This is a genomic window from Arthrobacter sp. Z5-13 (assembly GCF_056499105.1).
Window position 1 is genome coordinate 3,649,831 of record NZ_CP096460.1, and the last position, 26,201, is coordinate 3,676,031.

General features: G+C 61.4%; 20 protein-coding genes and 1 riboswitch. Of the genes, 6 read left to right on the top strand and 14 right to left on the bottom strand.

The window, feature by feature from the left end:
- Nucleotides 1–34: 34 nt before the first annotated feature.
- Entirely contained in the window at nt 35–343 is a 309-nt protein-coding gene (locus tag M1E02_RS16960; RefSeq protein WP_479378200.1) for a DUF3263 domain-containing protein, read from the bottom strand.
- A gap of 260 nt (nt 344–603) precedes the next feature.
- Between M1E02_RS16960 and M1E02_RS16965 the strand changes: the two genes are divergently transcribed.
- Nucleotides 604–1,371, top strand: a complete 768-nt coding sequence (locus M1E02_RS16965) for a uracil-DNA glycosylase (RefSeq protein WP_479375371.1) — start codon at nt 604–606, stop codon at nt 1,369–1,371.
- Between the two features lie 3 nt (nt 1,372–1,374).
- Here the strand turns inward: M1E02_RS16965 and M1E02_RS16970 are convergent, their stop codons facing one another.
- Complete coding sequence (locus M1E02_RS16970; RefSeq protein ID WP_479375372.1) at nt 1,375–7,419, bottom strand: Ig-like domain-containing protein; 6,045 nt, start codon at nt 7,417–7,419, stop codon at nt 1,375–1,377.
- Between the two features lie 125 nt (nt 7,420–7,544).
- Here M1E02_RS16970 and M1E02_RS16975 point away from each other — a divergent pair, with 125 nt between their 5' ends.
- Nucleotides 7,545–8,384 (top strand): siderophore-interacting protein, encoded by an 840-nt coding sequence (locus tag M1E02_RS16975; protein WP_479375373.1) that lies wholly within the window; start codon nt 7,545–7,547, stop codon nt 8,382–8,384.
- A 13-nt stretch (nt 8,385–8,397) separates the two neighbouring features.
- On the opposite strand, the gene M1E02_RS16980 is transcribed toward M1E02_RS16975, so the two are convergent.
- On the bottom strand, nt 8,398–9,882 hold the full coding sequence (locus tag M1E02_RS16980) for a threonine/serine exporter family protein (RefSeq protein WP_479375374.1): 1,485 nt from the start codon (nt 9,880–9,882) through the stop codon (nt 8,398–8,400).
- A 30-nt stretch (nt 9,883–9,912) separates the two neighbouring features.
- Complete coding sequence (locus tag M1E02_RS16985) at nt 9,913–10,986, bottom strand: lipid II:glycine glycyltransferase FemX (RefSeq protein ID WP_479375375.1); 1,074 nt, start codon at nt 10,984–10,986, stop codon at nt 9,913–9,915.
- Nucleotides 10,987–11,172: 186 nt separating this feature from the next.
- Here M1E02_RS16985 and M1E02_RS16990 point away from each other — a divergent pair, with 186 nt between their 5' ends.
- Nucleotides 11,173–11,733 (top strand): TspO/MBR family protein, encoded by a 561-nt coding sequence (locus tag M1E02_RS16990; protein ID WP_479375376.1) that lies wholly within the window; start codon nt 11,173–11,175, stop codon nt 11,731–11,733.
- A gap of 37 nt (nt 11,734–11,770) precedes the next feature.
- Here M1E02_RS16990 and M1E02_RS16995 read toward each other — a convergent pair whose 3' ends face one another.
- From M1E02_RS16995 to M1E02_RS17030, 8 genes are all read right to left on the bottom strand, one after another.
- On the bottom strand, nt 11,771–13,168 hold the full coding sequence (locus M1E02_RS16995) for an L-serine ammonia-lyase (RefSeq protein WP_479375377.1): 1,398 nt from the start codon (nt 13,166–13,168) through the stop codon (nt 11,771–11,773).
- A 168-nt stretch (nt 13,169–13,336) separates the two neighbouring features.
- Nucleotides 13,337–14,668 carry a serine hydroxymethyltransferase gene (glyA, locus tag M1E02_RS17000; RefSeq protein WP_479375378.1) on the bottom strand — a complete coding sequence of 444 codons (1,332 nt, stop codon included), beginning with the start codon at nt 14,666–14,668 and terminating at the stop codon, nt 13,337–13,339.
- On the bottom strand, nt 14,665–15,048 hold the full coding sequence (gene gcvH / locus M1E02_RS17005; RefSeq protein ID WP_479375379.1) for a glycine cleavage system protein GcvH: 384 nt from the start codon (nt 15,046–15,048) through the stop codon (nt 14,665–14,667). The genes glyA and gcvH overlap by 4 nt, the downstream gene beginning before the upstream one ends.
- 96 nt (nt 15,049–15,144) lie before the next feature.
- Nucleotides 15,145–16,278, bottom strand: coding sequence for a glycine cleavage system aminomethyltransferase GcvT (gcvT, locus tag M1E02_RS17010; protein ID WP_479375380.1), 1,134 nt, complete (start codon nt 16,276–16,278; stop codon nt 15,145–15,147).
- Between the two features lie 11 nt (nt 16,279–16,289).
- Nucleotides 16,290–19,169, bottom strand: coding sequence for an aminomethyl-transferring glycine dehydrogenase (gene gcvP, locus M1E02_RS17015; protein WP_479375381.1), 2,880 nt, complete (start codon nt 19,167–19,169; stop codon nt 16,290–16,292).
- Nucleotides 19,170–19,371: 202 nt separating this feature from the next.
- Nucleotides 19,372–19,470: riboswitch (glycine riboswitch) on the bottom strand.
- Nucleotides 19,471–19,563: 93 nt separating this feature from the next.
- Nucleotides 19,564–20,022, bottom strand: a complete 459-nt coding sequence (locus M1E02_RS17020) for an SRPBCC family protein (protein ID WP_479375382.1) — start codon at nt 20,020–20,022, stop codon at nt 19,564–19,566.
- Between the two features lie 9 nt (nt 20,023–20,031).
- The gene (locus M1E02_RS17025) at nt 20,032–20,406 is read right to left on the bottom strand and encodes an ArsR/SmtB family transcription factor (protein WP_479375383.1); all 375 of its coding nucleotides are present in this window, start codon (nt 20,404–20,406) and stop codon (nt 20,032–20,034) included.
- 161 nt (nt 20,407–20,567) lie between these two features.
- Complete coding sequence (locus M1E02_RS17030; protein ID WP_479375384.1) at nt 20,568–21,047, bottom strand: Dps family protein; 480 nt, start codon at nt 21,045–21,047, stop codon at nt 20,568–20,570.
- A gap of 202 nt (nt 21,048–21,249) precedes the next feature.
- Here M1E02_RS17030 and M1E02_RS17035 point away from each other — a divergent pair, with 202 nt between their 5' ends.
- The 3 genes from M1E02_RS17035 to M1E02_RS17045 are packed head-to-tail and all read left to right on the top strand — an operon-like array spanning nt 21,250 to nt 24,865.
- Nucleotides 21,250–22,284 carry a nitrilase-related carbon-nitrogen hydrolase gene (locus M1E02_RS17035; RefSeq protein ID WP_479375385.1) on the top strand — a complete coding sequence of 345 codons (1,035 nt, stop codon included), beginning with the start codon at nt 21,250–21,252 and terminating at the stop codon, nt 22,282–22,284.
- Nucleotides 22,281–23,321, top strand: coding sequence for an agmatine deiminase family protein (locus M1E02_RS17040; protein WP_479375386.1), 1,041 nt, complete (start codon nt 22,281–22,283; stop codon nt 23,319–23,321). The genes M1E02_RS17035 and M1E02_RS17040 overlap by 4 nt, the downstream gene beginning before the upstream one ends.
- Nucleotides 23,318–24,865, top strand: a complete 1,548-nt coding sequence (locus M1E02_RS17045) for an APC family permease (RefSeq protein WP_479375387.1) — start codon at nt 23,318–23,320, stop codon at nt 24,863–24,865. The genes M1E02_RS17040 and M1E02_RS17045 overlap by 4 nt, the downstream gene beginning before the upstream one ends.
- 108 nt (nt 24,866–24,973) lie before the next feature.
- Here M1E02_RS17045 and M1E02_RS17050 read toward each other — a convergent pair whose 3' ends face one another.
- Entirely contained in the window at nt 24,974–25,519 is a 546-nt protein-coding gene (locus M1E02_RS17050) for an AMIN-like domain-containing (lipo)protein (protein WP_479375388.1), read from the bottom strand.
- 297 nt (nt 25,520–25,816) lie between these two features.
- Nucleotides 25,817–26,122: a DUF4193 domain-containing protein gene (locus tag M1E02_RS17055; RefSeq protein WP_309108736.1), complete on the bottom strand. Its 306-nt coding sequence runs from the start codon at nt 26,120–26,122 to the stop codon at nt 25,817–25,819.
- Between the last annotated feature and the right edge of the window lie 79 nt (nt 26,123–26,201).

The window sequence follows — 26,201 nt, forward strand, 5'->3', positions numbered from 1 at the left end:
CTGGTAGTCGCCGATTGCTCAGCGCTGGCTCACTTTAGGCGTCCGAACCCAGGCGGCGTGCAGTACGTGCCCGCTGGCGTGACGTACGTAGTCTACGCAGTCTCTTCACGAGCATCGGATCATGCGCCAAAGCAGCTTCAGTATCGATCAGTGCATTCAGGATCTGGTAGTAGTGCGTAGCCGAGAGATCAAACAGTTCCCGGATGGCCTGTTCCTTGGCTCCTGCGTACTTCCACCATTGCCGTTCCAGCGCGAGCATCTGCTGCTCCCGATCGCTCAAAGAAGAGTCGCTCAGGGGAGAGTCGGCGCCAGGCGTTCCTGCAGGCTTTACCTGCTGAACCAGATGATCCTGTATGGGTTCGGCCACGGCATTGTCCTTTGCTGGTCCTGATGAATGCAATTGAATCTGCAGGTGGGTTGCGGAATACGCCTCTGGGTCCGGCGTGAAGTCCCGGCTCCATGTTACGGAGGAATAACACTCTTGTCATTTAGGCAGCACCGCCCGCTCTCCTTCACCCGAGGGCTTCACCTCACATGTCCGGTATCCCCTACTCACATGTCCGGTATCCCCTATCTGCCCTCGGTACAGGGACAATAGGAAGTGTGTTTGACTCAGATGCTTTGTTTGACCTCGAGCCTGCGGCTTCGGATTCGATTGGGTTTGCCGAGCTTGCACGCCGCCCGCTCTCCGGCCTGGTAGCTGAGGACTGGGCAGAGGCGCTCACTCCAGTCGAGAACGAATTACGCAGCGTCTTGAGCTTCCTCGCTGCGGAAGTGGAGGCCGGGCACACAGTCCTGCCCTCGCCGTCGAACGTTTTGCGGGCGTTCCGGCAACCCCTGATGGCGGTCAAGGTCCTGGTGGTAGGGCAAGACCCATATCCGACGCCCGGTCACGCCGTCGGGCTGTCCTTTTCGGTGGATGGGGCAACCAGGCCCATTCCCCGGAGCCTGGCCAACATCTTCACCGAACTCCAAGCTGATCTTGGCCTCCCCCCGAGGGTTCACGGAGACCTCAGCAGTTGGGCAGATCAGGGCGTCTTGTTGCTCAACAGGGTAATGACCGTCAGGGCCGGCGCTGCGGGGTCCCACCGGAGCAAAGGCTGGGAAAAGATTACGACGGCGGCAATCACCGCTGTCACCATGCGCACGCGTGCGGACGGCAGCACTCCTCCCCTGGTGGCCGTCCTTTGGGGCAAGGACGCAGACGGCGTCCGTCCCCTCCTGGGGAATACACCGGTAGTGGCCAGCGCCCATCCGAGCCCGTTGTCAGCTTCCCGAGGGTTCTTTGGTTCCCGCCCGTTCAGCCGGGCCAACGCCCTGCTGCATCAGCAGGGCGCCGAGCCGGTTGACTGGGAACTTCCGGTCCGCTGAACGCTACCAAGCGTAGATTCTGGGGGCGCTGGCAATGCCCCTGACTTCTACAGACAACCATTCGCCCTTGGCGGGGTCGATGTGCCCCGCGCAGGCAAGCTCCACCGGCCCATTGGACGAAGGGAAGTTCACGCTGCCTGTCCAGAACGGGGCCGAGCCGTTGTTGGTGTAGCTCGAGAAGCAGAGAACCGTGTAGCTGCCTGGCGGGAAGCCAATGGGCGTCAGGACGATTCTGTGCTCGCCTGGCTGACCTGTCGCCGATCCCTTCGAAATGGAAGCCGAACTTATTGTTGTGGTTCCTTCGCCCCGGGTGGTGGAGGTCTGGCCGGCCGAATCAACAGCGGTGACGTCAACCCACACTTTTTGGTTCGGGCCGTTGCCAACGCTCACGTCAGCCGTCTGGGCGGACGTCGAGCCTTGCTGACCGTCCGACGTCGTCCACCTAAGCTGCACAATAGGACGTCCGTTTGGCTCCGGCGCGTTGATGATGAAGTGGATCGAGTGCCCCTCATTGAAACCGAAAACTGAGGGAGCTCCTGGTTTTCCATACGGGGCCACGGGATTTGAATCGGTGAATGGCCCTGGGTAGGCCTGGCCGTCAACGATATTGGTGGCTCGTACACCGATGGTGTACGTTCCGTTGTTCGCCAGTCCCGGAATGATCCTGTTGGCCGGCATTCCGGAAACGCCTCCTCCGTTCACCCTGTACTCGTAGACAGTCTCGCCTGCGCCTGCGCCGCCGGTACTGGCCGGGGGCCCAAATGTCAGTTGTGCACTGTTATCCAGTGGATCCGCTTGCACCCCCGTCACTGCGCCAGGCGCACCCACAGCTCTGCGGGGATTCGAGGGAGCGCTGGCAGCTGAGTAACCGGCCTTGTTCCGGGCCGCAACGGTAAACGTATAGCCTGAATCCGAGTTGCCAACATTGAAGACTGCGCTGGTCTGGCTTCCCGTGACCACTTGGCTCACCGGAGCATCTCCCGCGTGGGCTGAGACAACCGTATACTCCGTGACGGCATCACCGTTGCTTGCCGGCGCGGTCCAGTTAACCTGGATGACCGAGTTGCTGGCACCGGACGTTGCAAGGGTTGTGGTGGGCGCGGCAGGCACCGCAGGAACCCCGGCCGGGGTCTCAGCGGCCGAGAACGGACTCCAGTCCGAAGGCGTTGGGGCCTTGTTCTTTGCGCGGAGCTGCACCCGGTAGGACGTCCCGTTTGCCAAGCCAGTCCAGGTGTAGCCAAGGCCTGTACCGGCCGAACGGACAGCTGCTCCGGAAGGCGGAGCGGGTGACAGCTGCAACTCGTAATCGCTGATCGCTGATCCCGTTGTTACGGCGGCAGGCCAGGAGATGGCCAGTTGCCGGTCGCCGAATACCAACGCAGGAGCCTGTGGAGCCTCCGGTCGTTGGTCAGGCCTGGCCGGCGCAGAAGTATCCGACGCCGGCGAATCTCCGATCCCGTTGACGGCTACCACGGTGAAGGTGTATTCGACGTCGTTCGTCAGGGAACCGATAGTGCAGGTGTTTGTGGGGCACAACTGGGAAGCCCCGTTGGTCCCGCTGACCTTGTAGCCGGTGATGGGCGAACCGTTGGCCGCAGGCGGCGTCCAGTTGAGGACCACCGTCCTGTCCCTTACTTCGCTTGCAACCGGTGTGCCGGGCTTATCAGGCTTGGCCTTCACGGTCAGCCGTATCCGTCCATCAGTTTGCCGCTGGGCGTCGCCGGTAGCGTCCTGGATCCGGTAGCGCACCACCATAGTTCCCACAAAGGACGCCGAAGGCTGAACCCTGACACTTTCGCCCGATACTGTTGCTGTCCCCTCACCGGTCTCAACCACGGAGCTCACCACCGTGAGCGCCTTGTCCGGGAAAGGGTTGGCATCATTGGCGAGCACGTCGATAACCCGTTCCTCACCTGCTTTCGCTTCAGCCACGAGATCGTCATTCGCTACAGGAAGCGGACGGAGCGACGGTGTAAGCACGACTTCAACCGAGCCCGGGGCAGACGCACCGCGGGGATCTGTCACGGTAAGCGGCAGGACATACGAAAGTTCTGTTGCCTCGCCCGAGGCCTTAATCCTCAGCGTGGTCCCGTCAAGCCTGGCGCTGATTCCCGTGAACTGATGCTCCCCCAGCGATACTTTCAGCTTGTCTTGGTCGGCCTCATCAGGGTCCGCCATAAGATCATTCAACTCCACGCTGCTTTCTTCGCCTTTGACGATTTCGGCTTTGGTGGAGGTGAAGCTTGGCGCGTGGTTCCTGGCCGGATCGGGCAGAACGTTAATGCTGATGGTCAGCACCGATGTCAGCGTTCCCGGAGCATCAAGCGGTCCGTCTGCAACCTCGAAGGTCATAGATGCCGGGCCTGAGTAATCATCGGCTGAAGTAAACACCAGGGTGGCACCATCTCTGACGAGGCCCTTGCCGTCCGAAGCCACCGCAGATACCTTCGAATCCACCGTAATCCGCGGGCTGTGGTCTTTCCTGACAACCACGGCGTCAGTAAGGTTCACGAGCAGCTCTTTACCGCTGACCACCTCCAGTGAGCCTGCGTCCTTCAGCGTGGGCCGTTGTTCCAATGTGCCGGGAACGTGGATGAAAGCAGTGGTTGCGAGCCCGTCCAAGTCGGTGGCCGTGTAAGGAATAATCCTGGCTTGCGGAAGCAGTACAACATTGACGTTTCCGCGTGCTCCAACCGAGGCCTCAGTGGTTCCGCTGCCCAGCGTCACGGTCAAATCCGCCGTCACGCCATCAGGATCTTCATCGTTTTTGAGTACTGGAACATCCACGGCGGTCTTTCCGAGGGTCTCCGCGAAGGACACGCGGTCGTCCCTCGCCACTGGAGCCTTTTTGGGCGCATCCGTGCGGACATCAACCTTGAGGGTGCTGCGGGCAAACCCGCCTTTGCCGTCCGAGGCCTGGTAGCGGATGACGAGAGCACCAGGCGCATCCGGCGTCGTAAATTTAACTCTGCCGTCCTCCACAGTGGCGCTTAGCGCCTGGTCGGCTTCCAGTGCGCCGTTTACGAGGGCGAGTGGATCGCCATCCGGATCGGAATCATTGCGCAATACATCGACTGCGACGTCCCTTCCAGGCAGGGCCACTATTTCATCATCGACCGTAATCGGCTGCTGGTTGTTCGTACTCGCGGCGGCGATTCCCACCGTAACTGTGGCGGTGTTCCGGACGCCCATAGCGTCCTGGACAACGTAGCTGAAGCTGTCCTGTCCAGAGGCTTTGCTTGCCGCTTTATACTCCAGATAAGTTGCGCCGACCGTGGCTGTGCCCTGAGAAGGTGCCTTATCGAGGCCGATGAGGGACACGGAATCCCCGTCCGGGTCTATGCCGTCCAGCGGAACCTGAATCCTGGTGGTGCTTCCGGCAATGGTCCGTGCCGTGATGTTTTTGGGTTCCGGCCGGGAGTTCTGCTCCGCGCCCCCGCCCTTGATACGAATAGTGACCTGCGCCGACGCCTCCTGTCCGTCCGGCCCCGTCACAACATAAATGCCGTGGACAGTCTTGGCTTGGGGCCCCGCCTTGAACCGAAGCACGTCTCCCGAGACTCCGAGGAGCCCGTCAGCCTCAGCCACGGATTGCGCCAATTGAGGCTTCAGCGCCAGGGGCGCACCATCTGGATGGCTGTCATTCAGGAGCACCGGCACCGTTGCCACGTCGTTGACCCGTACGGTGATTTCGTCTGCCACAGCCCGGGGCGGTTGCAGCTTGGCCGGGGCCTTCACGGGTTGGACCGTCACTTCACCGACAGACGTCTCCCGGCCGTTGGATACGGTGTAGGTGAACGTCTCAGGCGCTGTCGCTCCACGGACGTCAGTCACCCGCAACACGTGGTGGTCCACTATCGCCACGGACAATGGTGATCCGGCCGGGAGCCTGACGGACTGGATGACAAGGACCCCGCCTGCGGGATCGGTATCGTTGGCGAGCGCATCCACCAGGGTCTGGCCGCCTTGCGGGAGCCGGGCGACGTCCCGGACTGCAACGGGGGCGCCATTGGACCCACCGTTGGAAACGTCGATCCGGACCAGGCCAAGCTGACTGGCAGGCCCGTTGGTCACCTGGTATGTCACGTAATAAGTGCCGGCTGCTGCTGCCCTGAAAATGAATGATCCGGCGTCGAACTGAGGCGTCACGGTGGCAGACGCAGGCCCATCGACGCGGGCAAGACGCAGCGATCCACCCGCCGGATCGAGGTCGTTCTCCAGCGGAAGTATGACCGCGTCCTCGCCGGCCACGACGCTGACATGGTCAGGATTTGCTACCGGCGGCAGGCTGGCCCGGGGACGCACGTCAACAGTGATTTTGCCTTGGATAGCCTCCCGCCCATCAGATACCGTGAGGGTTACCTCTTTTTGGCCCAAGGACGTCCCGACGTCCTGGAACTGGAGAAGTCCGTCCGGGCGGGCCTGGACCTGGTCACGGCCGTTGTCAGCTTCGGCTGCCGTCAGGATCAGATCATCGCCGTCGGGGTCCGTCCAATCGGACAATACGTTCTGGCTGATGGCCTTGCCCTGCTCAACAAGAATGACGGTCTTCCGTTTCTGCACAGGCGGGCCGTTTTCAGAGTCTTGCCGAACATTGACGGTTATTTTTGCCTGGGCATTTTTGCCTCGGCCATCCTCCACCTGGTAACCAAAAGCCGAGGATCCCGTGGCGTCAGCCGGAACAGCTATCTGCATCGCGGAGCCGTTATAGATGGGCTGAACCATCCCAACGCCCGGCCCCGCGCCCACGACGCCTGCGGTCAGCATGTCGCCGTCGGGATCTGAATCATTATCCAGAGGTGTCAGGAGTGTGGTTTTGCCTGGCCGCACCCCATACACGTCATCCTGGGCATTCGGTTTCCGGTTTTCCTGGCTGCGATCCGGCAGCTGATTCAAGGGATTCTGGTCAGCGGAGTCGTCTTTCTCTTCCTCAGACCTGTTTGGGGGAATCTGCAGGTCCTGCCAGTTATTGACGAGCTGCATCTCCTGCTGAACGAGCCAAACGTTGCCGCCGTTCGTGTCATTGAGCACCACGATGTCCCGGTTTACGCGGAAAACCAGTTCTGATTTGTCGTCGGCATTGGGAACCTGTGAGCGTTTGTCGTAAGTGCTGTCAGCGCAATCCCGAAGGTATTCGTTGCTCTTGCTCCAGGCAGCATGCACGCACCCCGCCAGCTGTACAGGGCGCGCAGGGATCCCGACGGCGGGAGCATCCAGGGTGACGGGCGTGGCGCCGCTCAATGGCTGCTCAATCAGGGCCTCCCGTGTTGCCACGGCAACAGAGTCGCTTGCCGTGCCTGGCTGTTGCAACCTGGCCCCCTTCCCGTTCGGGAGGTCGGCTACCTGGCCTCCAGGCAGAAAGAGCCTGCCGGCGTCAGTGTCCAGCAACACAGGCTGGGAGCCCACCGTCGTGAGCTCCAGATTCTTTGCCCCGGATAGATCCGCATAGCTGATGCTGGATTTCGCGCCCTCGGTGCCGTCCTCCTTGACTTCAATCCGGGTAACCTGATCGGCCGACGGCTCCGCGATGTAGGCGGCCCCGTCAGCGCCCACCAGTACCCGGAGATCCTTCGCGCCTGTGACCGCAGGCTCTTGTGACTCCCGGCTGAAAGCCCCGACGCTCTGCTCGGTGGCTACCCAGGCCTCGCCGCTGGAGTCATCACTGAGAACATAGACCCCATGGCCAACCGCGGCTGTTATACCCAGCGGTAGCTTCAATGGTGTTTGCAGAGTTACGGCAGCAGGGTCAAGGGGGGTAAGGGAAGTCCCGTCGTCCACGAACACATCCCCTGCCTGCTGGACCACGTCGAAGCCGTTTCCAGGAGGAGTGACACCGGCGTCCAGCGTTCGGGAGGGATAATTCAGCCGCGCAGTCATAGCGAGGCTCTTGTTCGTGACCCACACGCCACCATCGTTCAGGTCCACCTCGGCAGAACGTACACCTGGATGGACTGCGGCAAGGGTTGCCAGAACGGCCACAACGGCCGAAAAGCCTGTCACCTGCAGCAACCTGTTGTACTTGAGCAGGCTCAACGTTGGTAATGGCATGGCAGATAGTCCCCCGGTCAGAAAACGTGCAGGCATCAATTACACCAACAACTGCACTAAGTGTGCTAACCGGACCCAAAGTAACCATGTGCGTCACGCCGTTAACTTAGCCTAGGCTTACCGCCATGACGTCACTTCCCGCTGCCACCACCGCAACGCGCAACTCACGCCCTCAGACTGTCCTCACAGTCCTCCGTCGGGAAGAGCTCTCACCGCACATGGTGCGGATCATCGTTGGCGGTGACGGGTTCTCCAGCTACACCAACAACGCGTTCGTGGACCGGTATGTGAAGATCGCCTTCCCTCAGCCGGGGGTGGTCTATCCCAAACCGCTGGATCTCTGGACCGTCCGCGACACAATGCCGCGCGAGCAGTGGCCATACACGCGGACCTATACCGTCCGTTGGGTGGATGAAGCTGCCGAGGAACTCGCCATTGATTTCGTCGTCCATGGTGACGAGGGCCTGGCAGGACCCTGGGCCGCGGCAGCGTTGCCCGGTGACACCATCATCTTCACCGGCCCTGGCGGCGGGTACAACCCGGATCCCGCGGCCGATTGGCACTTTTTCGCAGGCGATGAGGCTGCCTTGCCTGCCATTGCAGCTGCTATCGAATCCCTCCCGCCAGAGGCGCTCGGCAAGGCCTATCTCGAAGTAGACAGCGAGGCCGACATCCAGGCAGTGGCGGCGCCCGCAGGAGTAGAGCTGAACTGGCTCCTGCGTCGCGGCACTCCGGCCGGCTCCAGCGAACTCCTGATCGATGCCGTACGGAACTCCGAGTGGCTGGACGGGCGCGTGCACGTGTTCGCCCACGGGGAGCGGGGCTACATGAAGGCACTGCGTGACGTGTTCTTCGTCCAGCGTGGCCTTGAGCGCTCCCAGGTTTCCCTGTCAGGCTACTGGGCCAAGGGAAGAGTGGAAGATGACTTCCAGGCCGAGAAACAGCTGCCCGTCGGAAAAATCTGAACGGGCGCGCCAACTAGCGGCGTCTCGCCCTCCTGCGCTCATTGCTGGCCAGATTACGGGTGAGAGGTCTGGCCAGGGTGTCGCCCAGGACGATTCCCGCAGCCACGCCCAGGACAATTGCCGCGGCGTTGAGCATTCCGACGGCCCCTTCGAGGATCTGCGATTCGTCGACGGTCAGGAAGTACATGGAGCGGAATATGGTCAAGCCGGGAAGCAGGATCAGGGCGGCAGGGACAGCGACCACCAGCTGGGGAGCCCCCATTTTCAGCGCCACCACGCGCCCCAACAGGCCTATGACCACCGCTGCCAGAGCCGGGGAAAACCTATCGCCGACGCCGAACGAAGTGGCCCCCCACAGCACCAGGTAACCGACGACGCCGACCCCCGCGGTAGGCAGTAGGAGCTTCCAGGCCGTTTGTTCGGTGATACCGATAGCCAGTACCGCAACGGCTGTAAGAATAATCAGCGCCCACCACTCATACGCCGGCGGGAATGTATCTGTTACCCCGATTTCTTCCATTCCGGTGACGGTCCCCACTACCAGCGCGACGGCGATCCCCGCCACCAAGGCACCGAAGGTCAGCACTGTGGAAAGGAACCGCCCGGCGGCAGTCACCGGGAATCCGTTAATGGCGTCTTGGACAGATGAGACGAGCCGGCCAGTGGGAAGCAGCAACAAAATACCACCGACCACCACGATGGCCGGCTCGATCGGGACACCGAACTGCAACAGCAACAGGGCTATGAACGTCACCACAAAGGCGCAGGATGCTGTGATGAAGAAGTCCGGTACCCGCCGCTTGCTGAGCTGGCGGGCCAGCAGGCTGATGAGCAGGTTGGAAAGAAAAGCAACTCCAGAGGCGCCCACTCCACCACCAAGGATTGCCACGAAAACGGCCGAGAACACCCCGAAGGCCACTGTCACCATCCAGCGCGGATACGGCTTGGAGCTGTGGATGATCTCATCGAGACGCCGGACGGCTTCATCCCGTCCCACACCGCCTGCAACGACGTCCGTCACCAGCTGGTGCACCTGGGCGAGCCCCGCGTAGTTGTTGGTCCAGGACCTGACGACGCGCAGCAGGGAAATGGGGGTCTGGTCCTTGGGCGCGTAGTTAATCGCCACGGACTGGTTGGTGATGTCCACCTCGATGTTCTTCAGTCCCAAGGCAGCCGTAACGGCAATGATGCTTGTTTCCACCTCGAGTGCACCGGCACCGTACCGGAACATCGATTCAGCCAGGTGCAGGGCGAAGTCGATTGTCTTGCGGGCGGAGGTATCCACTCCGCCAACCTGGATCATCGGGTTGGCATAGGGGCTTCCCGCCAGCCGGTCAACAATACTCAGGGGCGCCGTGGGCGGATTCTCCCCCTGCACGAGCCGGCGCAGCATGCGCTTGGCAGCGACATTCTGCTGCAGCTGTGATGGCGAGAGCGGTTCAGTTTTAGGCAGCCCGTCTGTGTGCGGCTTCCGCCGGCCGTCCGTTTCCTTGGTCATTCGGCCTCCATCCCTGGCGTTGACGCTGACTTAATAGAACTGCTGCCCGGTGCGGCGCGTGTACAGCTGGCGGGCGGCCCGCTCTCCGGCAACCATCCACGCCTTATATTTCAACGGGTTCAGGATCTGGTCATAACAGCCCACAAAGTCCGTCACCGTCTTGCTGAAGCTGGTCTTGAACAGCCCCAGGCCATGGAAAGGATTCGAGGTGTCCTTGAGCTGGTCGCTGGGTGGAGTGCCGCAGAAATCGTATTCTGTGCACCCAAGGTTCTTCAGCTGGTTGATGGCAGTCCACTGCACCAGGTGCGAGTCGCCATACTGGTTCCGTTTCTGCAGCGACCCGCCGTCCTTGTACGTTCCCTTGCGCCCATAATTGACCACAAACGCACCCACGGACGGAACTCCGTTCTCATAAACGAAGAGCAGCCTGCCTTGACCCCTGTGGATGAAATTGGTCCAGAATTGCCGGTAGTACTCGTACTCACGGACCCGCACCTGGGATTTGGCTTCGACCGTGGTGGTCATGAGCGAGTACATGGCCTTGAAGTTCTCTTCAGTGGGTTCCACGTTCTGCACTTCAACACCCTCACGGATGGCGCGGCGCACAGCATTCCGTCCACGGGAATGCAGGTTCCGCAACAACTGGTTCGGCTCAGGTGAGATATCCAGCAAGGCAGTGGAATCGTTGGGCTGCAGGTTGTGGGTCTTACTCAGGCCTGCACCCTCGATGACTTGGCGCGCGTGATCGGACAGGACGATGTCGGGCTCGATCTTCACGGCAAAGACGCCCAGCTTCGCTCTCTTGATCAGATCAGCATTTGCTGCGGCGATACCAGGAATGTCTTCGACGTCAGCGACATCCGGCCCCTTGATGAGGTACCAGATCTTGCCCAGCAGAGGAATGGACTTTTCCAACGCGAGGTTATAGCTGGTGTAGTCGGCGGTCTCGTACACGAGGTGCAGGGGCTTCCAGCCGAAGTGCTGCTTCACTTCAGCGAAGGCTTCGGACTGCAGCAGGTTTCCACCATTGGGATTTGCAGTCACATGGTTGTCCCAGTTGGCAATCTCCTCGGCGGAGGCAAAGCGGGCAGTAAATTCTCGCAAGTCTGCGGTGTCCAATCGTTGCGTTCAGTCTGGCGGCTAGTCCCAGGCGTGCAGCCTCAAGTGTATCGGCCCGCCCTGCCGCAAAGAGGACACCAGGTCCGCTGGACGGAACGTTGGTCATTATGAGTGGGCAAGCTGTGGGGTGTCTTCCTTGACTCTCCGGACCAGCATGGCAAGGGTTGAATCATGAATGTACGCGCTGAACAGTCTGTGGCCGACCGGAACGCCGGGCCAATCCGCAGCACGGGTTCCGTGCGGCCTGTCGGCGCCCAACTCCTGGGGCTTGCCGCATTCCTTGGAGCATCTGCCGTGGTGGCCGCCCTTGGCTCCGCCGTCACCATCGGAAACGTCAATGGCTGGTATGTCAACGCGGACAAGGCTCCATGGAGTCCGCCTAATGCCGTCTTCGGTCCTGTGTGGACAGTGCTCTACGTGGCCATGGCCGTCGCTGCCTGGCTGGTGTGGCGTGAACGGACGCCGCGGGCCAAAGGGGCTCTGTGGGCTTACTGCGTACAGCTCGGGCTGAATATGTTGTGGACGCCGGTCTTTTTTGGGTTGTATCCCGTTCTGGGGTCCCTTGCCCTCTGGCTCGCCCTAGCCATCATTGTTGCCCTTATGGTGGCCCTGACCATCACGGTTCTGCTATCAGGACCTGTTAGCCGGTGGGCCGGACTGCTGTTACTGCCCTATGTTTCCTGGGTGGTCTTTGCTGCCAGTCTTAACCTGTGGGCTGCCGTCCATAACTGAACCCTTGCTCAACTGAGTCATGCAGGAGCAGGCTGGCCTAGCACTCCACCACATTGACAGCGAGGCCACCCATGGCGGTTTCCTTGTACTTGGAGCTCATGTCCTTGCCAGTTTCCCGCATGGTGACGATCACTTCATCCAGTGATACCCGGTGTGATCCGTCACCCCAGAGCGCCATCTTGGCCGCGTTGATGGCCTTGGCAGCGGCAATGGCATTGCGTTCGATGCAAGGCACCTGCACCAGTCCACCAATCGGATCGCAGGTGAGGCCCAGGTTGTGTTCCATGGCAATTTCGGCGGCGTTCTCCACTTGGGCGGGAGACCCGCCCATCACTTCGGCCAGGCCTGCAGCCGCCATGGACGACGCCGAACCAACTTCCCCTTGGCAGCCGACCTCGGCGCCGGAGATTGACGCCTGCTCCTTATAAAGTACGCCGACGGCGGCTGCCGTCAGCAGGAACCTGACCACGACGTCGTCGCGATCAGACTGGCTGGCCTCTTCCATCCCCGGCGCAAAATGCAATGCGTAGTAAAGGACGGCGGGGATAATCCCGGCAGCGCCGTTGGTAGGCGCAGTGACCACCCGGCCGCCCGAGGCATTTTCCTCGTTCACGGCGAGCGCGATCAGATTGACCCATTCCTGCCAATACTTGGGATCCCGGTCCTTGTCTTCTTTCATGAGCCGTTCGTGCCAGTCCGGCGCACGACGGCGGACCTTGAGTCCGCCGGGCAGCAGGCCTTCGCGTTTAAGACTGACGGCGACACAGCTCTCCATCACCGAATAGATGTGGAGCAGCCCCTCCCTGATTTCCTCTTCCGATCGGGACGCCCGCTCATTGACGAGCATGATCTCTCCGATGGACAGGCCGTTGGCCTGGCAGTGACGCAGGAGTTCGGCTGCCGTGCGGAAAGGAAACGGCAGTTCCTTCTTGGACTCTTCGAGCTCCTGCTGAGCGGTGTCTTCTTCTCCCTCACGGACAATAAAGCCGCCACCAACGGAGAAGAAAGTAGCCTTGTGCAGAATCTCCCCTGCTGCGTCGGACACCGCAAATTTCAGGCCATTGGTGTGCCTGGGCAAGATGGTCAGCGGGTGCAGGATGATGTCCTTCACCGCATAGGGCAAGGACAGTGAGCCAGCCAGCTGCAGTTGGCCTGTGTCAGCGATGGCAGCCAATCGTTGCTCCACCTCGTCGGGAAGGATCAGTTCCGGGTGGAAACCCTCCAGGCCGAGGAGGATAGCGGTCATGGTGCCATGGCCGTGTCCCGTTGCGGCAAGGGAACCATAAAGATCCACCCGCAGTCCAGCCACCCGGTCAAGAACGCCCGTGGCTTTAAGCTCCTCCGCAAAAACGGCAGCAGCCCGCATAGGACCCACAGTGTGTGAACTGGATGGTCCTATGCCTATCGAAAAGAGGTCAAAGACTCCAACAGCCATGATCGGGGTTCCTAACTAGTTAGCGGCGGTGAGCGGTGAGGTGAGCAATGGGCCCCTTCGGGCCCGGCCTCCGGCAGCATGCGTCTAAGGGAGCGTCACGTCCGCTCAGCGGGCGTCTTCGCGACCGAGCATGCAGAGGAGGTCGGGCCCGACGGGCCTCAGAAGTCATCAGCTAAGCGCAGCGATGCCCGGATAGAGCGGGTGGGCTTCGGCGAGCGCCTCTACGCGCGAGCGCAATCCCGAGAGGTCAGACCCGGCGTCGGCAATCAGTGCTTCGGCAATGATGTCTGCAACTTCCTTGAACGCGGCTTCCCCGAAGCCCCTGGTGGCCAGGGCAGGCGTGCCGATGCGCAGACCGGAAGTAACCATGGGCGGACGCGGGTCGAACGGCACGGCGTTGCGGTTGACTGTGATGTCGATTTCAGCGAGCCGGTCCTCGGCCTGCTGGCCGTCAAGTTCGCAGTTGCGCAGGTCAACGAGCACCAGGTGCACATCGGTGCCGCCGGAGATTACGTTTATGCCCTTTGCTGTAACGTCCGGCTGGACCAGGCGTCCAGCGAGGATCCGGGCGCCGGCCAGGACCCGCTCCTGGCGTTCCTTGAATTCGGGCGAAGCCGCAATCTTGAACGCCACAGCCTTGCCGGCGATGACATGCTCTAAGGGGCCTCCCTGCTGGCCAGGGAACACCGCCGAGTTGATCTTTTTGGCCGTGTCGGCGTCGTTGGTGAGGATGATTCCACCACGGGGACCGGCGAGGGTCTTGTGCGTCGTTGACGTGGTGACGTGCGCATGGGGTACCGGTGACGGGTGCAGCCCTGCGGCGACCAAGCCGGCAAAGTGCGCCATGTCCACCATGAGGTACGCCCCAACGGAGTCGGCGATCCGGCGGAATTCGGCAAAGTCGAGCTGGCGGGCATAAGCGGACCAGCCGGCAACAATCAGCTGCGGCTTGTGCTCGTTGGCCAGCCGCTCCACCTCTGCCATATCGATCCGGTGGTCCTCTTCACGGACCTGGTACGGAATGACTTTATAGAGGCGCCCGGAGAAGTTGATCCGCATGCCATGAGTCAGGTGGCCGCCGTGGGCGAGGTTCAGGCCCATGATGGTGTCGCCGGGCCTGATCAGGGCGTGCATAACGGAAGCATTCGCCTGCGCGCCCGAGTGCGGCTGCACGTTGGCATACTCTGCACCGAAGAGTGCTTTGACCCTGTCGATGGCCAGCTGCTCGATAACGTCCACATGTTCGCAGCCGCCATAGTAGCGCTTGCCCGGATACCCCTCCGCGTACTTATTCGTCAGGACGGAACCTTGGGCCTGCATGACGGCGACGGCGGTGTGGTTCTCTGACGCGATCATTTCCAGGCCGTTGCGCTGACGGCTGAGCTCGTGGTCGATCTTGGCCGCGATCTCCGGATCCAGTTCCGACAGCTGTGCGTCAAGGCTGGGCGAAACCACCTGCTCGAACGAAGCGTGAGCGGTGCCTAAGGCCGGGGCGTTCACAGTTCGCCACCGTTCTTGGAAGCGTAGTCCTGCGCAGAGAGCAGCGGGCCTTCGGACTCCGATGCCACCTTGAACAGCCAGCCGGCACCGTACGGATCGTTGTTAATCAGCGCGGGGTCATCGACGACGGCGGGGTTCACCTCGGTGACCTCGCCCGTCACGGGGGCGTACAGGTCCGAGACGGACTTGGTGGATTCCACCTCGCCGCATGTCTCCCCCGCCGTCACCATCGATCCGAGCTCGGGGAGGTCAACATAAACGATATCGCCGAGGGCATCGGTGGCCACGGCGGAGATCCCGATGGAGACCAGGTTCCCGCCTTCGCGGGCCACCCACTCGTGCTCTTCGGAGTACTGCAATTCAGGGGCAACCTTTGCCATGTTTTTTCCTTACGTTTGAGTTCTGGTGGTTCCGTACAGCGGCAGTAAACCGGGGCCCGTCGGCCCCGGAATCGGGGACAGGAGGGTTTCGCAGGTCTACTTTGCGCGCTTGTAGAAAGGCAGTGCGACAACTTCGAACGGCTCCGTCTTTCCCCGGAGGTCGATGTCCAGGGCAGTGCCGATTTCGCTGTGTTCGACGTCGACGTAGGCCATCGCTACCGGGTAGCCGAGCGAAGGGCTGGGCTGTCCCGAGGTGACTTCGCCAACGACGATGCCGTTCTTGAGCACTGGGTAGTGTCCCCGTCCGGCACGGCGCCCCAGTCCTTTTAGTCCCACCAGCTTGCGGCCTGTGGTGCTGCCGGCACCGGCTTCCTTCTTGGCGGCCAGGGCAGCTTTGCCAACAAAGTCCCCCTCCTTCGAGAGGGCAACCACTCCGCCCAGGCCGGCAGCGAACGGGTCGCCGTCGATCGAGAGCTCGTTTCCGTAGAGCGGCATGCCTGCCTCGAGGCGGAGGGAGTCACGGGAGGCCAGACCTGCCGGCGTGAGCTCCCCTTCGTCAGCAATGGCGACGATGGATTGCCAGAGGGCAGCGGCGTCGTCGTTATCGATGAAAATCTCGAAGCCGTCCTCACCGGTGTAGCCGGTACGGGCCAGCAGGAGCTGCTGGCTGCTTCCGCCCACGAGGACGGGGACCTCGACGGCCGCGTAGTACTTCAGCCCCGTGACCAGTTCGTGCTGGGCCGCGGGAACCAGGCGGAGGAGAATTTCCTCGGCCTTCGGTCCTTGTACGGCGACGAGGGAAGTAGCGGCGGACACATCCTCCACGTCGACGTCGAAACCCGCAGCTCGCAGCGCCAACTCCTCGGCCACTGCCCTGGCGTTGCCTGCATTCGGAACCACCAGGAACCTGGTGTCGCCCCGGCGGTACGTGATGAGGTCGTCGATGATGCCGCCGTCCTCGTTGCAGATGAGGGAGTACTTGGCCTTTCCTAGGCTCATGGCGGAGATCTTTCCCACCAGGGCATAGTCCAGGAAGGCCGCAGCGTCAGGTCCGGTGACCCAGACCTCGCCCATGTGGGAGAGATCGAAGATACCGGCCGATTTCCTGACGGCGTGGTGCTCCGCCAGCTCGGAGCTGTACTTGAGCGGCATCTGCCAACCGCCAAAATCGGTGAAGGAGGCGCCGAGCTTTTTGTGCTCCTCGTACAGGGCAGTGTAGTTCTCAGTCATGATTACAGTCCTCAGTTGGCAGCGTCGGCGGAGTGGTCCTCGAAGGCCTCGAGGGGCGGGCACGAGCAGATCAGATTCCGGTCCCCCAAAGCACCGTCAATTCGGCCCACGGGCGGGAAGTACTTGTCCTGCTTCAGTGAGTGCACCGGGAATACAGCCTGTTCGCGCGGGTACCCGCGGTCCCAGTCACTGCTGATCGCGGCAGCTGCGGTGTGGGGCGCGTTCCGGAGCGGGCTGTCAGCCACGGAGAAGTCGCCGTGTGCCACCTGGTCGATTTCGGCCCGAATGGAGATCATGGCCTCGATGAAGCGGTCCATCTCTCCGAGGTCCTCGGACTCGGTGGGTTCCACCATCAAAGTTCCTGCTACGGGGAAAGCCAGCGTCGGGGCGTGGAAACCGTAATCGATCAGGCGCTTGGCAACATCCTCTGCCGTGACACCTGTCCTGGCCGTGAGCTCGCGCAGGTCAAGGATGCACTCGTGGGCCACCAACCCGCCTTCGCCGGTGTAGAGGACCGGGAAGAAGTCATTCAACCTCGCCGCGATGTAGTTGGCCGCCAGCAGGGCAGACTTCGTGGCCTCGGTCAGGCCCTGGCCGCCCATGAGCTTCACATAGGCCCAGGAGATGGGCAGCACACCCGCGGAGCCAAAGCGCGAGGCCGAAATGGGAACGTCGTTGCCTTCGGTCCAGGTGGCAGCGTTCCCGGGCATAAACGGAGCCAGGTGTGCCTTCGCTGCAACGGGTCCGACGCCGGGTCCGCCGCCGCCGTGCGGGATGCAGAACGTCTTGTGGAGGTTGAGATGGGAGACGTCGCCGCCAAACTTCCCGGGCTGGGCAAGCCCTACGAGGGCGTTCAGGTTGGCGCCGTCGATGTAGACCTGTCCGCCGGCTGCGTGGATGGCATCGCATACCTCGCGGACGTCGGCGTCGTACACCCCGTGCGTGGAGGGGTAGGTGATCATGATGGCGGAGAGCGCGTCCTTGTGGGCGTCTATCTTCGCCTGCAGATCAGCGTGGTCAATGGTGCCGTCGGGGGCGGTGGCAACCACCACCACCTTCATTCCGGCCAGGACCGCGGAGGCAGCGTTGGTGCCGTGGGCGGAAGCGGGGATGAGGCAGACGTTGCGCTGGGAATCGCCGCGGGAGCGGTGGTAGCCGCGGATGGCCAGCAGACCGGCAAGCTCCCCCTGGGAACCGGCGTTTGGCTGGATGGACACCTGGTCGTAGCCAGTAATCTCCGTCAGTTCGGCCTCGAGGTCAGCGATGAGTTCCCGCCAGCCCTCCGTCTGGGAATCGGGTGCGAACGGATGGATGGAGGCGAATTCCGGCCAGGAAATAGCTTCCATTTCGGCAGTCGCGTTCAGCTTCATGGTGCAGGAACCCAGTGGGATCATGGTGCGGTCCAGTGCAAGGTCGCGGTCTGAAAGTTTGCGGACGTACCGCAGCAACTGGGTCTCGGAACGGTGGGTGCTGAACACAGGATGCTGCAGGTAGTCGGACGTACGCTCGACGGCCGGATCCAGCCCGAAGGAACTGTCCCACCCGGCGCCTGCCTCTGCTACCGCGACACCGAAAGCGGCACAAACAGCGGCGACGATGTCCGCCGTCGTCGCTTCATCCGCAGAAATCCCGAGCGTGTCAGCATTGATGGCGCGGAGGTTGATCCCCCTGGCTTCCGCAGCGGCAAGGATCTCCGCAGCCTTGCCCGGAACCGAAACAGTGATCGTGTCAAAGAAGCTGGTGTGCAGAACGTCCAGGCCGCCGGCCTTCAGGGACGCGGCCAGCGACCTCGCGTGCCCGTGGGTGGTCTCCGCGATCGCTTTCAGCCCGTCCGGGCCATGGTAGACGGCGTACATGGACGCAACGATTGCCAGCAGGGCCTGGGCCGTGCAGATGTTGGACGTAGCCTTCTCACGGCGGATGTGCTGCTCACGGGTCTGCAGGGCCAGACGGTAGGCCGGGGTGCCCGCGGAGTCCTTGGAGACTCCCACCAGGCGGCCGGGCATGGACCGCTCGAGGCCCTTCTGCACGGCCATGTAGGCAGCGTGGGGCCCGCCGTAGAACAGCGGCACACCGAAGCGCTGGGCCGAACCGACTGCAATGTCTGCACCCTGTTCACCCGGAGGGGTGATGAGGGTCAGTGCCAGCAGGTCGGCGGCAACGGTCACGAGGGCGCCCCGCTCCTTGGCGTCGGCAATAACTGAAGAGTGGTCGAAAACCCGGCCGGATACGCCCGGCTGCTGGAGGACCACGCCGTTGATGACGCCGTCGGGCAGTCCTTTGGAAAGGTCCGCCACCTCCACCTCGAACCCCAGGGCCTCTGCCCGGCCTTTGACGATGGCTATGGTCTGCGGCAGGCAGTCAGCGTCAAGGACCGTCTTGCCGTCAACTGCAGCCTTGTTCTTGTTGGCCCGGCGCATCATCAGCACAGCCTCGGCTACAGCGGTGGCTTCGTCCAGGAGCGAAGCGTTGGCAATGGGCAGGCCCACCAGGTCCTGGACCATGGTCTGGAAGTTCAACAGAGCCTCGAGGCGGCCCTGGGAAATCTCCGGCTGGTACGGGGTGTAGGCCGTGTACCAGGCCGGAGCCTCGAGGATGTTCCGGCGGATGACCGGCGGAGTGAGGGTGTCGTAGTAACCCTGGCCGATCATCTGGACGGCTGTTTTGTTCTTCGCAGCCAGCTTGCGCAGCTCGGCCAGGGTTTCAACCTCGCTCAGTGCGGGAGAAAGTGCCAGCGGGGAATCCTGCCGGATATCTTTCGGGACCGCAGTGTCCACCAGCGCATCAACGGTGTCGTAGCCGACAGCCTTGAGCATGGCGTCAACGTCAGACTCATGGCGGGCGCCGACGTGCCGGTCAACAAAGGACGTGGAGGCTGATTTAACAGTCACAAGGAACTCCAAAACTAAGGCGGCGCAGGGTACGCCACATTGACTGGGTTCCTCCCCGCTCTGTATTGGACCTGAGAGTTTCCGCGCAACCGTGCTCTCGCATGGCTCCGCTTGCACCGTCGGTGAGCACAGTTTGTCCTGCAGAAACCCCGGTTATGATCCCGGTGCTGGAGCGGACAAACTTGCTGCTTTCCAGAGTTGCCTTGCCGCGGCGGTACGTGGGCCTGAGAGATTCCTGGGGAGGGTTTGCTCCTACGGCGCCTGCTTGTACCTACTTGCAGGACTCTCCCGCCGCAGATCAAAGGCATTTATTTAGTTTGCGGTGACAACAGTCACAGAGGCCATTGTCCTATGTCCCGGGCCGTGGGGCAAATGTGTGTTTTGCCGGGACACATCACTCGCTTTCCACATAGGCCTTTAGAGCATCAAGGAGTCCTTCCGTACCCTCTATGCGGCCTTTGACATCATCTTCGCTCGTAAAATAAACCCCCTGTTCCGTTAAGGTCAGCTTGGTGCCGTCCCCGTCCGGCTCGAACTCCAGACTGCTGAGTGATACGGACATTCTCTGGCCGTCCAGAAGCATTTCGTAGCTGTAGACGATCCTCTCGTCCTGAACGATGTCGTGGTAGGTCGCGTACATGGTGGAGACAAACCCGCCTTCCGGTCCGCCGACATCGGTCTCACGCCCGCCCTCACGGAAGTCCAGGCTGGATTCCCCCTGGGTCCACTCCGGCGGCCCGCCGAACCACTTCTTCTTACTGGAATAGTCGGAGAATGCATGAAAAACGCGCGACGGCGGCGCGTTGAGTTTGCGCTCGAGCGTGAAGCTTGCGTGGGTAATAGGGGTATTCATCGGTTTCTCCTAAGTGTCGTGTTGGTGCAGTTTGGCTGGATCATCTGATTCAAGGAAAGCTTCGAGCCGGTCAAGGCGGCGCTCGGCAGGTGTCCGGCGGGCAGCGAGCCAGTTCTCCGCAAAGCGGAGAGTGGAGGGGACGATGCTGCAGCTGCGGACCCTGCCGATTTTTTCGGTACGGATGAGCCCGCAGTTCTCCAGGACCTGAAGGTGCTGCACAATGGCGGGCAGGCTCATGGCAAACGGGCCTGCCAGGTCCGAAACCGAAGCCGGGCCGTTGCAGAGCCGGACGATAATGGCCCGCCTGGTTGGGTCCGTGAGGGCCTGGAAAACAGAGTCGAGCTGAGCTCTCCCCGACTCGTCACCTTGCGGATTGTTAAGCACATACTTAAGTATTGACGGAACGCTCAGGATGTCAAGAGATCTTTTAGCACCACAAAACAAAAGCGTCCGACGCCGGGAAAGTCCCGGCGTCGGACGCCATGATCGCGGCACAAGCGCCGCGCTCTCTCTGATCTACTGCGAAAGGCGGAGTTTGAACCTGACTATTTCGAATCTGGTCGGGTCACGCTCGCGGTCGCCTTCATGTTCTCGGCCCCAACCATCCAAGCGAACTGCTCCAGCTTCTCGATGAACGTGTGGAGCAAATCCGCCGTGGTCGGGTCTTCTTCATCCACCTCGTCATGGACTTTGCGCATGGTGCCGACGGCGGCCTCAAGGGCTGCAACGATCCGGTCAATGGCGTCCTTGGTGCTGATCAGGCCTTCCGGGAACTGAGCCAGGCTCGTGGAGTCGGACACCGTTGCGCTGCGTCCGTCCGGCAGAGCATGGAGTGCCCGCATGCGCTCAGCCACGTCGTCCGCAAACAAGCGCGCTGCATCCACGATTTCATCCAGTTGAAGGTGAAGATCCCTGAAGTTGGTACCCACGATGTTCCAGTGGGCCTGCTTTCCCTGGATGTGCAGTTCGATGAGGTCCGCAAGTACGGCCTGCATGTTGTTGGTCAGGGTGGGTGACGCTTTCATTTGCTCCTCCTGAATGCTTTTCAACCTATGTTCCGGTCCTTCGAAGCTATCTCAGCAGCAGCGCCGGGGCCAGCAAATCTCGCCTGCGGCTTAAATCAAATGAATTTTGTTCATTTTTCCCTTGCCCTCTTCGCAATGCTTGGGGATACTAAATGAACGTCATTCATTTAGTGACGACCGTCTCACTGGAGAAATCACCACCATGATCGAAATAACCTGCCTCGCGCCCTTGGCTTCACCCGCACGGATGACGCCTTCCACCCGTCCCCTACTGAGGGTCGGCGTAGTCCAGCACCGCTGGCACTCAACCCCGTCCACTCTTCGGGCGGAACTTGATGAGGGCATCGAACGCGCTGCAAATCTGGGAGCCGCTGTTGTCTTCCTTTCTGAACTTACTCTTTCCCGCTACCCCGCAGATGTTCTTCCCGAAAACGATCAGACCCGCCCGCATCAGAAACGCGCACGGCCCTCCGACGGAGCCGAAGACCTCCTGACCGGCCCCACCTTCCGCTTTGCCGCTGAGTCCGCGCAGCGACACGGAGTCTGCGTCCATGCCTCGCTCTACCAGCAAGCAGATGATCCTGAGGGCTCCGACGATGGCCTCGGCCTGAACACCTCGATCCTGGTTTCTCCTGAAGGAGAACTGCTGGCACGAACCCATAAGCTGCACATTCCCGTGACGGCCGGGTACTACGAAGACAAGTTCTTCCGCCACGGCCCGGCTGCAGAAGACGCCTACCAGGTCCACTCCCCTGCCCAACTCGGTGGCGCAAGGCTGGGTATGCCTACGTGCTGGGATGAGTGGTTCCCGGAACTCGCCCGGCTCTATTCCCTGGGCGGAGCCGAGTTGCTGGTCTACCCGACGGCAATCGGTTCCGAACCGCTCTTCCCGGACTTCGACACCCAGCCGTTGTGGCAGCAAGTGATCGTCGGCAACGGAATTGCCAACGGATTGTTCATGGTTGTTCCAAACCGCTGGGGTCAGGAAGGAAGCCTGAACTTTTATGGTTCATCGTTCATCTCGGATCCCTACGGCAGGGTTCTGGTTCAGGCGCCCCGGGATGAATCCGCCGTCCTGGTAGCGGACCTGGACCTTGACCAACGCCGGGACTGGCTCACCCTCTTTCCCTTCCTTACCACCCGCCGGCCTGACACTTACGGCCGGTTGACACAAGCCATCGATCCGTCGGCTCCGTTCGGCGATCACGCCCCCGTCCCCTTGGAGGTGACGGCATGACGTCCTGGCGCATGCCCGCCGAGACTGAGGAGCAAGAGCGGATTTGGGTGGCCTTTCCCACCGGCGGCTATACGCTTGGCGACGGCCCCGAGGCCGCCCACTCCGCACGTAAAACCTGGGCGGCAGTGGCTAACGCCGCCGTCGCATTTGAGCCCGTCACCATAGTGGTTAGCCCCTCCGACGTCGGCATCGCCGGTCAGTACCTGGATCCGGCCATCGAGGTGCTTACCGCAGATCTCAACGACGCCTGGATGCGTGATATTGGCCCGACATTCGTCCTCGACAACCATGGCCGCCTTGGCGCTGTGGACTGGGTTTTCAACGGCTGGGGCGCACAGGAGTGGGCAAGCTGGGACAAGGACGCCTTGATAGGCGGTGAAGTCGCCGGAAGGTCAGGTGCCGAACATGTGGTCTCACGCCTGGTCAACGAAGGCGGCGGAATCCAGGTCGACGGGCAAGGCACTGTGCTGGTCACCGAGACCGTTCAGCTGGATCCGGCCCGCAACCCCGGATGGGGCAAAGCGGAGGTGGAAGCTGAACTTGCCAGAACCATCGGCGCTACGCACACCATCTGGCTTCCGCGTGGCCTGACAAGGGACTCCCAACGCTTCGGAACGCGCGGCCATGTGGACATTGTCGCTGCCATTCCCTCTCCCGGGAAGCTTCTGGTCCACTCCCAGCAGAATCCCGAACACCCCGATTTCGAGGTATCGCAGGAAATTATCGAGTTCTTGCACAGCACCCGGGATTCTGCGGGACGGGAATGGGAAATCACCCAGGTCCCGGCCCCTTCTGTCCTTACAGACGACGAGGGATTTGTGGACTACTCCTACATCAACCACCTGGTGGTCAATGGCGGAGTCATCGCATGCAGCTTCGAGGATGCCATGGATGAGAAAGCACTGCGCATCCTCGCAGACGCATACCCGGGACGCCGCCTGGTCAGCGTTGACGCCCGTGAGCTTTTTGCCCGCGGCGGCGGCATCCACTGCATTACCCAACAGCAGCCTGCTGCCTTCCAGAAAGGGCTCTCATGAGTCAGACAGTTCAGCGCCATGAGGATCCCGCTACCGGCGGCCCTTCCTCCGCTCACGGTATCTCCAGCAAAGGCCTGAAAGGTGGCCAGCTTGGCCTCCTCGCGGTGGTGGTGCTGGGCATCTCCACCATCGCCCCGGCCTACACACTTACGAGCGCCTTGGGCCCCACGATCAGTGAAGTGGGGCTGCAGCTCCCCGTAATTTTCCTCATCGGCTTCATTCCGATGATCCTGGTGTCGCTCGCCTACCGGGAACTCAACGCCGATTCCCCGGATAGCGGGACCACCTTCACCTGGGTGACCAAAGCTTTCGGCCCGTGGGTGGGCTGGATGGGAGGCTGGGGACTGCTGGCCGCCAACATTATTGTGCTTTCCAACCTGGCAGGCGTTGCCGTGGACTTCTTCTACCTGTTCCTCTCGCAGCTGACCGGCAATGCCGAGCTGGCTGACCTGGCAGCAAACAAGCCGCTGAACGTGATCACGTGCTTCGTCTTTGTGGCCCTCGCCGTCTGGGTCAGCTACCGGGGGCTTCACACCACGAAGATCGTCCAGTACGGGCTGGTCGGATTCCAGTTGCTGGTCCTTGGACTGTTTGTAGCCATGGCGTTCGCTAACTGGTCCGCCTCAGAGACATCCATCCCCTTCAGCTGGGAGTGGTTCGACGTCACCAAAATCGAGACTTTCGGCCAGATAGCGGCCGGGATCTCGCTGTCTATTTTCGTTTATTGGGGCTGGGATGTGTGCCTCACCGTGAATGAAGAGACCACCAACGGCAAAAAAACGGCGGGCGTCGCCGGCACCCTGACCGCAGTCGTCGTCCTGGGCATCTACCTCATGGTGACCATCGCCACCATGATGTTCGCCGGCGTAGGCGCCGACGGGCTGGGCCTGAACAATGAGGAAAACCATGCAAACATCTTCACGGCACTGGCTTCACCCATCATGGGACCGCTGGCCATCCTGATGTCCCTTGCGGTCCTGTCCAGCTCCGCCGCATCGCTGCAGTCCACGTTCACCTCGCCCTCACGCAGCCTGCTGGCCATGGCGCACTATGGCGCCTTGCCCAAGCCTTTCCGCCGGATGACCAAGTTCGCAACGCCGGGTTTCGCCATCTTTGCAGCAGGTGTTCTGTCTGCGGGTTTCTATGCAGTGATGCATGTGATCAGCGAAAACGTCCTCAATGACACCATCCTGGCCCTTGGCCTGATGATCTGCTTCTACTACGGCCTGACCGCGATTGCCTGCGCCTGGTACTTCCGTCAGAGTGTCTTCAGCAGTACCCGCAACTTTCTGCTCCGCCTGGTCTGCCCGCTTGTTGGAGGAGTCGGACTGTTCGTGGTGTTCTTCCAGACCGCCGTGGACAGCTGGGCACCTGAATTCGGCAGCGGATCCGAGGTCTTCGGCGTCGGACTCGTCTTTGTCCTTGGCATAGGCATCCTGGCCATGGGCGCTGTGTTCATGGTCATCATGGCTAAGTTGCGTCCCGGGTTCTTCAAAGGCGAAACCATACGCCGGGACACTCCTGCCCTGATTATTCCCGAGTAGGGCTCATTCCTGAGTAGGACGTTCACCAGCAACACTCAACAACGAGCCCTGGCGGAAATGCCCGCCAGGGCTCGTTGTTGTCAGTTAGCTTGCAGTCGCCTTATGGGATCACCAGAAATGTGCGACGTCGATGACAAGGCGTGAGCCGGTTCCCGGACCGTCCAGGGTGAAGACCCGGAACGGAAGTCGTGCACGCACACCCAGGCCGATGCTCGTGGAGCCTTCAAAGCTTCCGGCGTACACGACCTGCCGGAAGGTCTGGTAGCCAGAGACGTTGGATAGCTCGGCTTTGGCTGCCGGGTTGTAGGTCAGGTTCCCGTTACGGTCATGATCCGGAGCCCTCACAACCGCCTGAATCTTCGCGGCGCCATAGGTGGGAATCGTGAAGCCGGAGCCGTCCTGGGTTATAGCCGTGACATAGCTAACGTGATAGCCGGCGGCAGGGCCGTTGAGGTCAACAACCAAGCGGTCGAAGCAGTAGTGCTGCCCGGTACGGACGTTAGTGACAGATGCGGTGCTTGCGGCGTCGCTGGTTTCGGCCAACGATCCCCACATCTGCCCACAGTAAGCGGCAGCCGAGGCAGGCCCCGGTGCCAAAAGGCCTAGCCCAGCTGCCATGAGAATGGCAACGAGCCACGCGTGAATTTTCTTCATTTGGGCCACCCCCTCGAGTGAATTGGATACCTCAAGCGTAGGAGCGGAATGCCCGCCGGCAGAGGGATGTATCCGCTTCGGCGCCGAACCGTTAACCACGGGTTTTCCTGGTCACAAGCCTGTGATGAACCGGGCAATTTAGGGCCCTGTGGCCCTTCCATGCCTGCACTCTATGACCGTTTTCGTTACCTCGAATAACGACGACGAAGCGCCGGCGTCCTCGATGGACGGCCGGCGCTTGTGCTGTTCCTGTTTAGTTCGTGGAATGTGCAGTCCGTGACCGCTGTTGCGGAGCTTCTAGCCTTCGCAGTCGCGGCAGTACTTCATGCCGTTCTTTTCAAGAGCAACCTGGGACCTGTGACGGACCAGGAAGCAGGACGAGCAGGTGAATTCGTCCGACTGCTCTGGAACAACAATGACCATCAGTTCTTCGCCGGAGAGATCAGCACCCGGAAGGTCGATGCCCTCAGCGGTATCGTTCTCGTCGACATCGATCACAGCGGTCTGTGCTCCGCCGCCACGTGATGCCTGAAGGGCCTCCAGCGATTCGGCGGGAGATTCTTCTTCTGTCTTGTTGCGTGGGGCGTCGTAATCGGTAGCCATAGCGGGGTTCACTTTCGTTGCTGCGCAGCGCCATTTCAGGCACCTCAGTGAAGCAGTTTAGGCCATTATCACGTGAGTT